Source organism: Acinetobacter harbinensis, assembly GCF_000816495.1.
GTDB lineage: Bacteria > Pseudomonadota > Gammaproteobacteria > Pseudomonadales > Moraxellaceae > Acinetobacter > Acinetobacter harbinensis.
In genome coordinates this window covers 1-14,974 of sequence record NZ_JXBK01000002.1, presented here as the reverse complement: position 1 = coordinate 14,974, position 14,974 = coordinate 1, and the positions used below count along the sequence as shown (strand labels likewise).

Here is a 14,974-nt window from a genome sequence, read left to right as displayed (position 1 = left end):
AAATGAACGGTAAAATTCGCATCCATCTAATTTTGCTGTCTTTAAATCCAGCACGAGGTAGATTTTCTTCCGCCTGTGAAGTGGGTGACCAACTGTCTAGCCATCGCAGAAAAAATTTACGCATGGATTCTTCCTGACATTCATCATGTTGTTATGATTGTGATTATAAGAAATACAGTATGAATTTTATGTGAAGCTGAATCTCATCATGACTGCTTAACTGCTGCTAACATCCATGTTCATTATAAGCAGCGGACAGGTTTCTGTTTAGCGTGATTGCGGCGTTTTCACCACTTTAGAAATATCATAGCCATATTGGTGGGCAGTTTCTAAATAAGATTGATAGGTTGCTTGATCTAAATTTGGAGTTTTAGATAAAATCCATAAATATTTATTGCTCGGCCCACCGACCAATGCCACTTTATATTCTGGATCGATTCTCAGCACCCAATAATCCCCCTTGGTGAACGGTAGCCATCTTAAGCCCTTCGGCAAAAAACTTACCTTGAGTTGGCTATTACCGGCATTTTTTGCATAAGCGATGCCTTCAGCGGTATCCATTTTGCCGCTTGCAGTGCGACAACGATTTAACACGGTAATGCTTTGGTCAGCGTTCAAACTATACTGTGCGGTGGTATCGCCCACGCATTTACGTTGAAAATACATCGGTAAATGCGCGATTTCATACCATTTGCCCATATATTGCTGAACATCAATACGTTCAACGGCTTTAGGCGCTATGCTTTCAGCTTGAGAAACAGAACTCACGGTTAAGGCCGCGAAAGTCATTAAACTGATTGTAGCGATAGATTTCAATGGATTCTTCATTTTTTAACCTCTGATCAAATGACTTAAAAGTAAATATTGACCAGAATAACAAGCTGATCAATACATAAAAGACCCAATCACTCGCCAATCAGCGAAAATGATATTAATCGCTTACATCGTATATTTGCCCATCATTTCACATGAGTGAGCTCTTAACAATTTAACGCACCACCTGATATCCGGCCGCTAACCAAGCTTCATAGCCGCCTTGCACGGAATTTACCTGTTGAAATCCCATACTCTGTAGTGCATCTGTTGCCAGCGCAGAACGTCCACCGCTACCGCAAACCAAATAAATAGCCTGCTGACTCAGATGCTCTAAAGCCGCCAGTGGCTGCTCATGATCGCTGACAGAAGGATGTTGATGAATTTTCATCTCTAACACTCCGCGCGGATAATTTAATGCACCCGGAATTGCGCCCGCTTTAAATTCATCAGGCTCACGGACATCAATCAGAATGATTGTATTATTTTCCATCACTTGCTTAAGGTCAGTGACATGAACTTCTGTAATACGTTTTCGAGCCTCTTCTATCAGCTCATGTGCAGTTTTCATGGTATCCCCTGATGCCTATAGAACGTGGATTGTGTGTGTAAACTTTATATTAGACCTTTGCTGAAATGAATGATGGCGTTGTTCTGTAATTCAGATTTAAAATAAATACCTAACTCAGCCGCAATAAGGTTTAATCTTATTTTTGTCTAGACATGCATAGCTAAAAAGTCAGTGCTGACTGTTGCAATATGCTAAAAAATATTGTTATGTAGCTGACATTGTTATTTAGTGTAATCAGTCAGTTGCCTGATTTTAAGCTTCAATCAATCCATAAAGAATCGATTGAAGCATTTTAACTGTTTTCTCTTTATGACGACTGATCACTGTGTGGTAACCAAACTACCGATAAAGGCTAAATTAATGATAAAGAATACTATCCAACACTTCAAAACGTTCTGCTGTTTTTAATTCAATCAAAGACAGTTTTGCTCTTTTTTGCGTGCTCGCAGATGGAGCTACTAATTTACCTTGCTTAAATTGAAGTTGGTATTCAGTCTTATCCGCAGAGAAGATTGAAAGCTCAGCATTACCTTGGCCTGCGCGAACCACACCATACTGGCATTGATGCGTGGGCTGCCCTAATGCAAGGGAGCAAGGGAGCTGTCCAGTCGCATCAAACTTTTTTGGCGCATGCGTGGCATTTAAAACTTGTACCTTTAAATTGAATTTAACCGTCTTATTTTGGCGTGCAGAATTACGCATTTGATATACTTGTAAGGTATATTGACCTGTTGAAGGAAGGCTAATTTGACCTTTGCCGCCATCAAGTATATCTATTGTTAAGGCTTCTGCTTTACCGGGTTTATTGCCCGGCGCATAAATGTTGAGATAAGCTAGATTCTGAGTACTTGTAAGATTAAATTTTAGAATCTGTCCTTTCTTCGCAGACAGTTGATATTGCACATCGTTGTATCCGGTAAAACTGCCTTGCAAACTTGTATGGTCTGAGCCTTTAGTAAAAGTAATAGTCTGCGGATCAGTTTTTGCAAGAACATCAGCACTATTCAAAGCCAGTAATGCTGATAAGAGTGTAAGCGCGATATATTTTTTCAATTCTATATTTCTCTATAACCAACATTGAACGCAATTATAACGCAGCATGCCGTTTGTAATTTTTCATTATGTAATCATCAAACCATTTTTTACATTGGCAAAAGATTCACCAAGCTGGCCTTTCAGAGGGTGAATCATGGTACTCACGCCTTGTCTTGAGCATTTAACGCTCAGCCATACATCTTACCGTGCTATAAGTGAGTCAAATTCTGAGCGTCGATTCTTATAATTTTAACGCCCAATCTCATTCATCATAGCTATGCTTGCACAACGCAGGTTGATCATTTTGTTTGTATACTTTGACTCAATTCCCCATAACCGCATACAACCCGTCCTCTTTACTCGTTGAATTTTTAATCCATATAATTTAAAAGTTAAAGCGATAAAAAATAATTTTAACTCCAGTATCTTTTATATTTGAGTTTCACAAAAACTTCACCAGCACCTCATTATTCTCTTTATTAGATCAACAATCTCTAGTCGTCTAATTAGATGCTAGTTCCTTTAAATTCGATGAAATTAAAGGAGAAATATCATGTTTTCATTTCTCAAAGAATTATTTTGTTTTCATGTTTATGAATATGAGCAAGATCACCAAGGTCATGTAACCAAGATTTGCCGAAAGTGCGGCAAAAACCAGCATAGAATATTGGCCTAACACTCTTTAGCTGAACGTATTCCGGCAAACGCCTACCCCATGTAAATGTTGGTAGGCTTTTTTTAATTTGGATATTGTTTAATTGAAATCACACTTAAGATCAGACCAATTAAAATTATATCAGCTTGAATTCTGAGCCTAAGATGAACCAGTTAACAGCCGTAAAAAATTGGCGAGCTATACTTCGATAAGTCTAAGCTTGAGATATCACACTAAAAGCCCATCCTTGGACTGGCTTTGTTGATTTTGCAATCCGCGGTTCGCTTTAAGCGGCATCTGAAACGCATTAAGTAAGATAGATAACTTTGTTTTTTTCTATTTTTATAATATTTTTTTGCTGAAGTTGAGAGATCACCTCACTTTTTTCTTGTCTAGAAATAGAACGTTTAAATTGAAACATGGCTTCAATAAAGTTTTCTAATGTTTTGACTTTACTCGGACGGCTGGTGAGTAAGCGTTTAGACACATATTCAAGATCTATAACAGGCTCGTCTTGCGATCTGATAACACGCTGTGGTTGTTGTTCTTCTTGTGCAACCTCAAGAAGAATCTGAGCAAGTCTAAATTTATCTTTATAGCTCAGTTGAAGCGCCAGTTCTTTAATATCTTCGTAATTCATGTAAATGGTGAAAATTTATATAAGTATGTTAATTATAAATATTTATCGGTAAATCACCATGCATTTTTTAGATACTTTAGCATAAGAGCAGATTAAATCCTTCACTCAGAAATTTTCTACCTCAATATGCTTAAACACCTGATATTTCAATTTTAAGCTGAGCCTTAAATTTCATCCATAAGATGTAGCTTAAATAAAAAGACACCTGAAAAGGTGTCTAAATTGCATAGATATAATTAACCTCTACTAATCAGCAGCGCAAGAACTCATGGTCTGATCTTGATCTAATTTTTTCAAAAAATCAGCAGATAGAACATCGCTTTGACGTAATGACGCGCGATGATCGCCCGGTAATACCCCCATTTTTAATTGAGTTAATGAGTAGACAATCCAAAGCCCTTATTATTGTTTAAAATGAGGTGGATAACCATTAACTGACATATGAGGTCGCTCATGATTATAGAAGCGCTGCCATGCAGTTGTATAGTCCTGCACCTCACTAAGATTTCGAAATAAATATTGATTTAAACATTCATAACGAACTGTACGATTAAAACGCTCAACATAAGCATTTTGCTGTGGATTGCCTGGCTGAGTAAATACATGTTCAATATCATGCTGGATACACCATGCTGCCATTAAATCACTTATATATTCAGGTCCATTGTCGGAACGAATCCGCTTAGGTTTACCTCGCCATTCGATTAACTGATCCAGCCCCCTGAGCACACGCTGAGCAGGCAATGAGAAGTCAACCAGTATGTCTAGGGACTCACGGTTATAATCATCAATCACGTTGTGAACACGATAGCTTCGTCCATCACTCAATTGGTCATGCATAAAGTCCATTGACCATGATTCATTCTTAGCAGTAGGTACTGCAAGCGGTTCAGGTTGTTCTCGCTTAATACGTTTGTTGGGTTTAATTCTTAAATTAAGCTCAAGCTCCTTATAAATTCGATATACGCGTTTGTGGTTCCAAGGGTTACCTTTGACATTGCGCAGGTACAAAAAGCAAAGTTTAAAGCCCCAAGTCTTATTCTCATTGGTGAGCTTAATCAACCAATCTGCAATGATCATATTCTGCTCTTTTAATTGAGCCATATAACGATAGCAGGTTTGACTAACTTGAAAGATGAGACAGGCCTTGCTCACTGATATTTTATATTGCTCAACGGCTTGTTGAGTAAGTAACCTACGTTGCGTTGGCCTTAAAACTTTTTTGACAATGCATCCTGAAGGATATCTGCTTTGAGTCGCTCATCGGCATACATACGTTTAAGACGAGCATTTTCAGCTTCTAGCTCTTTCAATCGAGTCATCATCGAGAGATCCATGCCACCGTATTTGGACTTCCATTTGTAAAATGTGGCCGAACTCATTCCATGTTCACGGCATAGGTTGGGAACAGGTGCTCCTGCTTCAGCTTGTTTCAAAATACTCATGATTAAGCTGTCTGAATATTTAGATGTTTTCATAGAAAATCTCCTTAAATCAAGGGTATTTGATTTTCTACTTTTAAGTTCAATTATTTGAGGGGAGCATTACCTAACCATTTTTCTATTTAATATTACTGATTGACTATGACTGCCTAATAGTATGAGGCGTAAATTGGATCTCATCCTTATCATCTCTCAACCTTGGGTCAAGATGAAGATCTAGATTAGATCAACAAAGGTCAGTCATAATCAATGTTTAATCTTATTATTGCGCTGAAACGCGCCAAATAATGTTACCCACATCATCTGCAATCAGTAAAGCACCGCTGCGATCTTGGGTTAACCCTACAGGTGCACCAAATAATTTAGTTTCATCTTTGGAATGGAATCCAGTCACGATTGGCACAGGCTTCCCATTTGGTTTACCCTCTTTAAAAGGTATAAAGACCACATCATAACCACTTAAAGGGGATCGATCCCAACTGCCATGATTACTGACAAATGCACCACCGTTGTATTGAGCGGGTAATCCGGTACCATTATAAAACCACAAGCCCAGTGCAGCGACATGAGAGCCTAAAGCATAGTCCGGTTTAATGGCCTTTGCCACTAAATCCGGCCGTTGTTGTTTGATCCGTGTATCAATATGTTGACCGTAATAACTATAAGGCCAACCATAGAAACCACCGTCTTGAATGGAGGTTAAGTAGTCAGGAACAAGACTTGCACCAATTTCATCTCGTTCATTGGCGATCGCCCACAGTTTCTTTGAAACTGGTTCAAACTGTACGCCTGTTGGGTTACGCACCCCACTTGCGTAAATACGACTGGCACCTGAGTTGATATCCACTTCTAAAATGGTCGCGCGACGATACTCAATGTCTAAGCCATTTTCCCCGATGTTACTATTAGAGCCCACCCCAACATAAAGTTTAGTCTGATCTGGACTCACCACCATAGATTTAGTCCAATGGTGATTGACGGTGTCCGGTAAATCAGCAAGCTCTACGCCTTTATCGGTAATTTTGGTTTGACCTGCTGTAAATGGGTACTTCATGATGTTATGGGTATTGGCAACATACAAATCATTGCCTACCACCTGCACACCAAAAGGTGAATGTAAGCCTTCAAGTAAAATATGTTTTTCCCATTGGCCTGTCGCATTTTGATGCAGTAAAGTAATACGATTGCCGCCTTTACCACCTTTGCCTGATTTACCTTTGACTTTAGAAGCAATTAACTGTTTAGGCGTGGTGGTGGCTTCTTCACCGGGTCCATTGGACTCTACCACTAAAATATCACCGTTACTCACTGTGTAGAGTTGGCGAGGATGTAATAGATTATCGGCAATTCTTTCAATTTTTAAACCTTGCGCAACTTCAGGTTTAGCATCGTTGGCCCAACCTGCAAAATTAGGCACTTTCATCGGAGGAACCAAGAAGTTTTGCGCTTTAGGTAGTTCAGGATTGTTGCCCATTTGCAGCGTATTATCGATAGGGGTTTTATCACTACATCCAATCATAGTCATTGACGCTAGAGAGATAGCCATCAAGAGGTTTGAGTTATTTTTCATGTTTAATTCCTCAAAGTTTATGGTTACCATCAAAAGATTTAGCGATGTAGGCAATACTCACCAATGCCACAGTAATGATAGAAAGTATTACGTTATCAGGAACTGAAGCATACGCATCACGACTGTGGACAAAAGAGTTTAAAATAGCCGCTAAAATTCCAAAGCCATACAACCAAAAACCAACAACACTCACCTTATTGCGCTGGTACGTTTTAGGAAACCAAACTAAATATAAATTGATTAACCGTGGAATAATGGCAAAGATTAGACCTATCGCAATGACCCATGCTGAGGCTTTATTCCACAGCACTTCGGCAGTATTCATATATAGAATATCAAAAATAAGTCCTGCCACGAAAAATCCAAACGGGATGCTATCGAGCCAATAATAAATAGCCATTAGGAATCTGGAACGAATTGGATAATTAACTTGTGTCATATATACCTCCATGTTCGGACTTAACCCATTGAAATGGTATTGATTTTCCTTTTAACCAGAAAACCCACCAACTCAGCGGTTAGTTCCATTTTTTGATAGTCATCATTTTTTGTATTATGAGTCGCTTTCTTGTATTACTTTGAACATGATTTAGTAGGATTGCAATCATGGCTAAGAATAAACTTGAAAAAAGATGTGCTCAGAACCATTGATTGAGTTATTACAGCAATAATGTACGTTAGTATGGCATTATTTTTTTGGTTTATGATTTTTGTATAAGATCTGATTTATAAAGAGTATATTTAATAAATAATATCACGTATAAAATCAAAACTTGCTTTAATTAAGGTTGCATTGATGTTTCTAAAAAGATAAACAATTGATTTTTAAATTAATTTATTTTGACTGATATACCGCTTTGTTGCTCAAACTTAGCCTTGATGACTTATTCAGCAATATAATCTTGGAATGAATAAGCCTACACCTAAAATCTACCACACAACCAATTCAATTGGTTCTCCTATATGAGCCGTATACTGCGCAAGATCAATCAATCTGGGAAATATCTCGATTTGGTTTGACCCTACTACTCAATGGTATGCTCAGCCAAAAGGCAAACAAGGACGTAATCGAACTTATTCCGCTACAGCGATTCAATGCTGCGGTAATACTCCCTGCAAATACGTGCAGTTCAACTGACAACAAATAATGTCAGTGAAGCTCAGGTTCTTGGGGAACTTGCTTGCTCAAATTCCACTAGATAAGCAGATTAATTCTATTTATACAGATGCAACCTATGACACGAAATACGACCTATAAGTGATTTCAGGAAATATTTCCCCCTGTTCAAAATAACACGATTGAGATTGATTGGCAGGACTGTACCAATTACCTGATCGCTGGCACATTTCACCTGCGTATCCTTTTAAATTTTCAACCTGAATATTTTCAGCAGAGCCACCTTCATCGCCAACTCGCTCAACTAGCATCCACTCAACAGACTCTTGGCTAATGAATTGATCTGTTGTGAGATCTAATCCAACATATGCTTCTATAGCTTCGTACCCCTCGATCAAAAGCTGAGTACTAGCTTCTGGATTTGACGGAATATAAATTCCACTTTTAAAAACAACTTCACCTATTTTTATTTTAACCGAATGACTTACCTTATATACAGGCAAAGAAGTTGGTAAGTTTAAAGTGCCACGAGAGTCTTCATCATATTCTTTCAATAAATCTCCTACTAACCATCCTCCGTAACTTGTAATAAAAATATTACTCGATATTCTGCTAGCTTGACCCTGCCAATACACAAAATTATCCTGATTAACCTGATCCATCCAGTCTGGCCAGTAATCGGTAGATTGTGCATTAAGATCGTTTTTTACATTGGTCGCATATTCAATAGCTTCTTTTTCACCTTCTAATAATCTGTTGTAAGTGATATGCAGTCCTTCTAAAGTATAGCGGAATTTAGGTAGTACATGCTCGCCCCAGACTACATCTGGCTGTTGCGAAATAGGTTGGTCACGATAGTTATACGGCAAATCCTGCATAAAAATATCCAACGCCTTTTCGGCAGCAGCGACCATATTCGTATAAGCATCTAGCATTGTTTTAAAATACTCTGCAGAACTATAATGCTCAAGTAAATAGATTTCTTGAGGACGAATTTCAAATTGCGACATTATTTTTTATTCGTCACTTCTAAATACCAAATAGTTTTACCCCAGAAACTATTTTTAAGTTTAGGGAAAATCTCTCCTTGCTCAAAATAACGTTTTTCAGATTGATTAGCAGGACTCCACCAATTACCTGATCTTGGGCAGACCTCTCCACCAAAACCTTTTAAGTTTTCAACTTGGATAGTTTTAACAGAGCCGCCTGTATCAGCAATTCTTTCAATTAGGATCCAGGTACAGTCACCATATAATGTCTCATAAGTATCAGGATCCATTCCAACAGCAATGACGCTACCAAACCCTCTATCTTTCTCTTCACTTGCTGCCATAAACTCAATTCTATTTCTATCTTCCATACAAAGATAAATACCTGTTCTTTTTAATTTTTCATCAGATTTAGCGATTATTGCTGGATTGATGCGATAGATGGGATAAGACTCGGGTAATTTAACGTTAATATTATGAAATAGTTCTAGATGTGGAAATTCTTTATCCAAAAACCCTTTATCCCAATATGTAGGATATGTACTCTCAATAACAGATGCATAACTTTTTGCAACTGAATAATAGTCCCAACACTGTCTTACCTTATCATAAGGTAAATTATCCATCCAATGCGGCGAAAACTCACTTAACCCTTTATCATTGGAACGAATCTCGCCAGCACATCGCAAATAAGTAAAATCGCCTGCTTTGATTTTGGCGTAGGCATAATCAATCCGATCCATTGTGGCGCGTAAATTCGGCAAGACAGTCCCGCCCCAGTTAATATCAGCCTGCTCAGGTAAAGGCAAATCTCTTAGGTTATAGGGCAGGTTATGCATATAAATTTCAAATAACTCTTCTAAACTATCTAAAAAAAGAAGGTGATTATTTCGCATGGTTTCAAAAAAAGTTAAGGAGCTAAATTCTTCTAATAAATATGCTTCTTTTGGATTAATTATATAATTCATGTTTAATTTTTATTCGTCACTTCTAAATACCAAATCGTTTTGCCCCATGCACTATTCGCAATTTCAGGAAATATTTCCCCCTGTTCAAAATAACACGATTGAGATTGATTGGCAGGACTCCACCAACAACCTGATCTTGGGCAAATCTCTCCACCAAAACCTTTTAAGTTTTCAGTCTCAATAGTTTCAGCAGAACCGCCTGTATCGGCAATACGTTCAACTAAAAACCAGTCTGTACTTGCTAAATGGTCATATTGCAGACCATCGGAAGTTAATCCAACTAATGCTTCCATAGCCTCAGTCCCTTTAAGTAAAAACTGGGCGCTAGCATTTTGTATTGCTGGAGTATAGATACCATCCTGCGGAACTAGTTCATCTGTTTTTATTTTAATTACTGAGTTAATTTTATAAACAGGAAGTGATTGAGGTAGATTTATTACTCCCCTTGCATCTACATTATATCTTTCAGCTAAACTCTTAAACTTCCAGCCATTAAAAACTGTAATAAAAATATTTCTCGATATTTTTCTAGCTTGACCTTGCCAATACACAAAATCATCCTGATTAACCTGATCCATCCAGTCTGGCCAGTAATCGGTAGATTGTGCATTAAGATCGTTTTTTACATTGGTCGCATATTCAATAGCTTCTTTTTCACCTTTTAATAGCCGACTATAACTGATATGTAGCCCTTCTAAAGTAGAGCGGAAGTTAGGTAGTACATGCTCGCCCCATACTACATCTGGCTGTTGCGAAATAGGTTGGTCACGATAGTTATACGGTAAATCCTGCATAAAAATATCCAACGCCTTTTCGGCAGCAGCGACCATATTGGCATAAGCGTCCAGCATTGCTTTAAAATACTCTGCAGAACTATAACGCTCAAGTAAATAGATTTCTTGAGGACGAATTTCAAATTGTGACATTATTTTTTATTCGTCACTTCTAAATACCAAATGGTTTTGCCCCATGCACTATTCGCAATTTCAGGAAATATTTCTCCCTGTTCAAAATAACGGTGAGATTTTTCTTGGGCTAATGTGTACCAATAGCCTTCTTTGGGACAAGGTAGCCCACCCAGTACACTTAGTTTTTGAGTAGCATAATGTTGTGTACTATTTACACCAATATTCTCTAAATCAAAAATATAAGCTTTTTCTTCCTCTGGAATGGTGCCATCCAAATAGCGTTTATCTTCCCAAATTAAACGCCATTTGACATTATACCAGTCTTCGGTTCCTTCCAGCTTATACCGAGTTGCAATTGCACCATTTAAAAAATAGTTTGGACAGCCAACATGTAGATTATAGTTAGGATCATTGGTTAATTTTTCATAAACAGGAAGTTCAAACCACGGTTCATAGATACCTGAAACTTCAATTTCATATCCAGTTTGAACTTCATAATGCAAATTTTCAGATAAGCCCAACTGATCTTTTGAAATTTCTTTATCACTTATAAAATTCCAATACAAAAATTTGTTAAATGACTCATATGTCCATTTTAAATATAGATCAGGATGATTCGGCATGAAATACTCATAATTTTCTTTGCTTAGAGTTATTTTTATAAATTTTAAGAATTCATTAGCGATACACATTAATTTAACTGAAGTTGTATGTTCATTTTGAAACATCCAACCAGAATCACGCCCTTGCATCCCTAGCTCTCTATAAAATGAATCATTTTCTAAATCTCTCTCATCGCCATAGCGACCAAAAATAGTTGAATGTATATCCTCTGAAATATATTCTTCATACATATTTTCTTTGTATTTATTATTAAGAAAATTTGATAAAACTTTTTCTTCAATATCTAAAACATACAGGAACATTATTAACTCTTTCTCGTGACGCCTTTGATCATAATTATTAGTAAAGTTATCTTTAGGATGCCTAAGCTGTGCTTCAAATTCTTCAACAAATTTTTTATTTAATTCATAAATTTTCTTTAGAAAACTAAAACTAGAAAAAAATTTAATGTAATATATAACTTTATTTCTTTCTACCAAATCAATTATCATTTTTAACTCCATAAAATTTATTATTTAACATGCTGATCTTTTGAGTTTGATTTACCTGTAACAGAAATAGCTCTAGCAGCTTGACCTTGTTGAACTATCTTTTTTGATAATTCCCTATGCAATAAGTAGTCAACTACTGCCGATGTATTTTCTGGTAAAATTGCATCATTCCAAAGAGTCTTCTGAATTTTAATACACTTTTTTATATAATCAGCGATCGGTTTATTATCGGGATGATAAAAATCAATAACAACTTGCTTTTCACCACCAGGCAACAATAACTTACTTCCAACTCCTTTTTCAAAATCAATTTGTTCAGCTATGCCGCCTTCCCATGTTTTTAGACCTTTCCAATTCTTGGGTACTATAATTCCAATTTTCTTTAGTTCTAATTCAGTAGGTATTCTTTTTAATTGAACAAAGATCCCGTTATCAGACCATGCAGTTAAAACTGCACAATCAAACCGCCATTCAGTTCCATTTTTTGGTAATTTATCACCCCAAAATAAACCAGTTGGTGAGGGTTTTGCTTCATCAAGAATTCTCGTTAAATTGACTTTCGAACCTGGTGAATATATTTTATGTATTATTTTTCTTTGAACACTGAATGTTTTAATTACCCAAGATAATTTATCATCAGATAGATCAGGATGTCCTTGATATGGCTTATAGTGGCTAAGTGGCGCCGCTGTATGCCCCTTACTAGTAATAGTTCTCGCTGCACTAGACGCTAATCTTGCCTCTGTCGTTAATACTTTAGTCTGTCCTCCACCAATTTTTGCACCCGCTTTATTCATCTGATTAATCATTTCAGAACGAACTTGGTTTAAAGCCCTATCAAGTGCCTTAATTCCCGATGGAATCATCTTATCCGCAAGTTGTGCCAGTTCATCAAGCTTTGGCCCCATCGAATTAAGATATACTTTGGCATCCTTGGGTATGGCGTATCCCATTTTATTATTGAAGAAATTAAATGCTGCCTTTAACCGATTCAGGAACTTTTTAAATTCTGATAAAATTGTCGCTTGATATTGAGAAAACTTTAATTTATCAATAAATTTTATTGGGTTTCCATAACCCATTTTTCGTAAAAAAGCCAAAATTGCTGTCGCAACCTCTGCAACTTTCGAGGCATCTTTAATTACAGTAATTAGTAATCTGCCAATGCCTTTTAGAACACCTCCAAAAATAGGAATTATTGGCAATAGACACAAAATAATACCGATCCAGTTAAGAATCTTTTGTACTTCTTTATTATCCTCAACCATTTTGGTAATAATAGCGATCAAATCCCTGACTGCTGTAGCTTCTCCTGCCACAGGGAACATACTAATCACCGCATCAAATACAATCTGACCCAGTGTTGCCTTGTCATTAAATTCACCTTTAAGGGCACCACCCAACCAATTTCCTGTTTCTTTAGCAGAATCCCAAATGATTGTACCTATTTCTAAAATTGCTTTTTTCTTTTCTGCACTCATTATTCTGATTCCTTAAGTGCCTGATTATAGGATTTCTCAAAGTCGGAATCTGACCACTCTTCTTTAAACTCAGTATTATCTTCAGCCAATGCAACAATTTTATACGTTCTATTATCTTCGCCAAATATAATCTCGGCTTCGCCCTCTGGTGCATCAGTTATATCAGCAATTCCTTTATCATTGGTTATCCCCGAAAATCTCTTACCATCTACATATTTCAAAGTAAATTTTGAACCCTTAACAGGTTCTTCATCATGATATTGTACAAGTACTTGTTTTCTTAATTCATTTGGCATCAATGGAATATCCATTGATGCCTTTTGTCCCCCATTGAAAACATGTTGCCCTGCCTTAACCTCAAACTTCCCACCAGTCGTTGGGAATACCCCTGAACTATTAATTTTTAACTGAGAACCACCTGCAGTCAGTACAATTTCTTTAGGACTGGTGATTTCAATCCGATCTTCGGTTGAAATAATTTGAATGCCTTTACGTGCAATTAAATCTGCACCATCACTTTGCGCTTGAATCTCTACTTTGCCCTTACCGGCATACAATCGCGCGCCCTCTTGGGCTGCAAATAAACTAATCTTACTTTGTACATGTGCGATTAAATTCTTTTGTGTGCTCAGATTAATACTATCCGCAGCGATATGATTAATTTGCCCATCCGCGGATAAATGAATATCTTCAGCGCTGCTTAAAGCAATGCCTTCCGGTGAATTTAGCAGTAGCATGGCTTTTTTAAACTTCGCCATATCTTGTTCAATCTGCTGTGCAAATGCTTTTAGTTGTTCAACCGATTCAATCTCATCGGTGTGTTGGTTCTTGGCTATATCACTTAAGCTTTTGGCATGACTTTCACTGCCTTCCAGCTGTTTTTTCGCCACTTCAGCATCCAAATGCTGGCCTTGGGCTTGCGCTTGTTTATAAGTCGACAGTAATAAGCCTTGGCCGGCACGTAGTGCTCCCCATTGATCCGTGCGCAGTTCAAAGCCTTCACCGCGCCCATCACTGGTCTGGCTCTCTTTGGGATGACTGAGATTGCCCAAGTTTAATTGGCTGGCAGCATGGCTGCTTTGTAATTGGCTGCTGATTTGGCCTGTGCTGTCATCGAATCTGAGTTGGTTATAGCCCGCTCCGCCGATTTCCTTAGAGCGAATACCGGCTAGTTTTTTCGTTTCGGGCAGTTGACCTTTGGCATCAAACTGGGTCGGTGAGCGCTGTGCTTCATGAATACGCCCCAGCACAAAGGGCCGGTCAATATTGCCATCAAAGAAATCAATCACCACAATTTCATCAACACGTGGTAAGAAGCGTGCGCCATAGCCTTCACCGGCCCACGGAGTCAGCACATCTACCCAAGCCGAGTCGGTGTCATTATCGTTGGCACCGGCGCCACCATCATGTGCATGATCATCGCTACGGGTAAACAAGAAGCGGACTTTAATCCGGCCCCAGGCATCGACGTGAATTTCTTCACCACTTGGACCGACCACTTTGGCACGTTGCGGCGTCGCCGCAGGGCGATGCTGTAGTGGATGGTATTCGGGCACAGTGTGCATGCTGCGACGTTGTAAGGTTAAGCAATTGCTTTGACGTTCATCGCTCTGTTGTGATGTGATGCTAGCGATAGAAGTACTGCTGCTCTGACGTTGATGCTGCCAATG

General features: G+C 38.0%; 12 protein-coding genes and 3 pseudogenes. 1 reads left to right on the top strand and 14 read right to left on the bottom strand.

Annotated features, from left to right (window positions below):
* From SE27_RS14535 to SE27_RS12245, 8 genes and pseudogenes are all read right to left on the bottom strand, one after another.
* Positions 1 to 124: pseudogene (locus tag SE27_RS14535) on the bottom strand (acyl-CoA desaturase); the annotation flags it as partial.
* Positions 125 to 267: 143 nt separating this feature from the next.
* Entirely contained in the window at positions 268 to 828 is a 561-nt protein-coding gene (locus tag SE27_RS12280) for a lipocalin family protein (protein ID WP_039624054.1), read from the bottom strand.
* Between the two features lie 160 nt (positions 829 to 988).
* Positions 989 to 1,384: a rhodanese-like domain-containing protein gene (locus SE27_RS12275; protein ID WP_039624053.1), complete on the bottom strand. Its 396-nt coding sequence runs from the start codon at positions 1,382 to 1,384 to the stop codon at positions 989 to 991.
* A 639-nt stretch (positions 1,385 to 2,023) separates the two neighbouring features.
* A pseudogene (locus SE27_RS12270) lies at positions 2,024 to 2,437 on the bottom strand (DNA breaking-rejoining protein); the annotation flags it as partial.
* Between the two features lie 944 nt (positions 2,438 to 3,381).
* Positions 3,382 to 3,714 (bottom strand): hypothetical protein, encoded by a 333-nt coding sequence (locus tag SE27_RS12265; protein ID WP_039624051.1) that lies wholly within the window; start codon positions 3,712 to 3,714, stop codon positions 3,382 to 3,384.
* A gap of 402 nt (positions 3,715 to 4,116) precedes the next feature.
* A protein-coding gene (locus SE27_RS12260; protein ID WP_148308911.1) for an IS3 family transposase occupies positions 4,117 to 5,192 on the bottom strand; the annotation gives its coding sequence in 2 pieces (ribosomal slippage) (positions 4,117 to 4,940 and positions 4,940 to 5,192; 1,077 coding nt in all).
* Between the two features lie 226 nt (positions 5,193 to 5,418).
* A complete protein-coding gene (locus SE27_RS12250; protein WP_148308952.1) occupies positions 5,419 to 6,726 on the bottom strand; it encodes a PQQ-dependent sugar dehydrogenase in 1,308 nt (435 codons plus the stop codon).
* A gap of 10 nt (positions 6,727 to 6,736) precedes the next feature.
* Entirely contained in the window at positions 6,737 to 7,126 is a 390-nt protein-coding gene (locus SE27_RS12245; RefSeq protein WP_201772986.1) for a DUF2231 domain-containing protein, read from the bottom strand.
* A gap of 507 nt (positions 7,127 to 7,633) precedes the next feature.
* On the opposite strand from SE27_RS12245, the pseudogene SE27_RS13705 reads away from it, so the two are divergent.
* Positions 7,634 to 7,972 (top strand): annotated as a pseudogene (locus tag SE27_RS13705) (transposase); the annotation flags it as partial.
* Here the strand turns inward: SE27_RS13705 and SE27_RS12240 are convergent.
* The 6 genes from SE27_RS12240 to SE27_RS12215 form a co-directional block, all read right to left on the bottom strand.
* Complete coding sequence (locus tag SE27_RS12240) at positions 7,960 to 8,853, bottom strand: hypothetical protein (protein ID WP_039624045.1); 894 nt, start codon at positions 8,851 to 8,853, stop codon at positions 7,960 to 7,962. The pseudogene SE27_RS13705 and the gene SE27_RS12240 sit on opposite strands and share 13 nt — an antisense overlap.
* Positions 8,853 to 9,800, bottom strand: coding sequence for a hypothetical protein (locus SE27_RS12235; protein WP_039624044.1), 948 nt, complete (start codon positions 9,798 to 9,800; stop codon positions 8,853 to 8,855). Before SE27_RS12235 ends, SE27_RS12240 begins: the two co-directional genes overlap by 1 nt.
* Before the next feature lie 2 nt (positions 9,801 to 9,802).
* A complete protein-coding gene (locus SE27_RS12230; protein WP_039624042.1) occupies positions 9,803 to 10,726 on the bottom strand; it encodes a hypothetical protein in 924 nt (307 codons plus the stop codon).
* On the bottom strand, positions 10,726 to 11,823 hold the full coding sequence (locus SE27_RS12225) for an Imm72 family immunity protein (protein ID WP_052251761.1): 1,098 nt from the start codon (positions 11,821 to 11,823) through the stop codon (positions 10,726 to 10,728). The genes SE27_RS12230 and SE27_RS12225 overlap by 1 nt, the downstream gene beginning before the upstream one ends.
* Before the next feature lie 20 nt (positions 11,824 to 11,843).
* On the bottom strand, positions 11,844 to 13,304 hold the full coding sequence (locus SE27_RS12220; protein ID WP_227504657.1) for a hypothetical protein: 1,461 nt from the start codon (positions 13,302 to 13,304) through the stop codon (positions 11,844 to 11,846).
* Positions 13,304 to 14,974, bottom strand: a 1,671-nt coding sequence (locus SE27_RS12215; RefSeq protein WP_148308951.1) for a DUF2345 domain-containing protein, incomplete at its 5' end; no start/stop codon positions are given. The genes SE27_RS12215 and SE27_RS12220, both read right to left, overlap by 1 nt.

Excerpts from the sequence above, each read along its gene's own strand:
- SE27_RS12280 (WP_039624054.1), bottom strand. The coding sequence starts at position 828 with ATGAAGAATCCATTGAAATCTATCGCTACAATCAGTTTAATGACTTTC.
- SE27_RS12275 (WP_039624053.1), bottom strand. The coding sequence starts at position 1,384 with ATGAAAACTGCACATGAGCTGATAGAAGAGGCTCGAAAACGTATTACA.
- SE27_RS12265 (WP_039624051.1), bottom strand. The coding sequence starts at position 3,714 with ATGAATTACGAAGATATTAAAGAACTGGCGCTTCAACTGAGCTATAAA.
- SE27_RS12250 (WP_148308952.1), bottom strand. The coding sequence starts at position 6,726 with ATGAAAAATAACTCAAACCTCTTGATGGCTATCTCTCTAGCGTCAATG.
- SE27_RS12245 (WP_201772986.1), bottom strand. The coding sequence starts at position 7,126 with ATGGCTATTTATTATTGGCTCGATAGCATCCCGTTTGGATTTTTCGTG.
- SE27_RS12240 (WP_039624045.1), bottom strand. The coding sequence starts at position 8,853 with ATGTCGCAATTTGAAATTCGTCCTCAAGAAATCTATTTACTTGAGCAT.
- SE27_RS12235 (WP_039624044.1), bottom strand. The coding sequence starts at position 9,800 with ATGAATTATATAATTAATCCAAAAGAAGCATATTTATTAGAAGAATTT.
- SE27_RS12230 (WP_039624042.1), bottom strand. The coding sequence starts at position 10,726 with ATGTCACAATTTGAAATTCGTCCTCAAGAAATCTATTTACTTGAGCGT.
- SE27_RS12225 (WP_052251761.1), bottom strand. The coding sequence starts at position 11,823 with ATGATAATTGATTTGGTAGAAAGAAATAAAGTTATATATTACATTAAA.
- SE27_RS12220 (WP_227504657.1), bottom strand. The coding sequence starts at position 13,304 with ATGAGTGCAGAAAAGAAAAAAGCAATTTTAGAAATAGGTACAATCATT.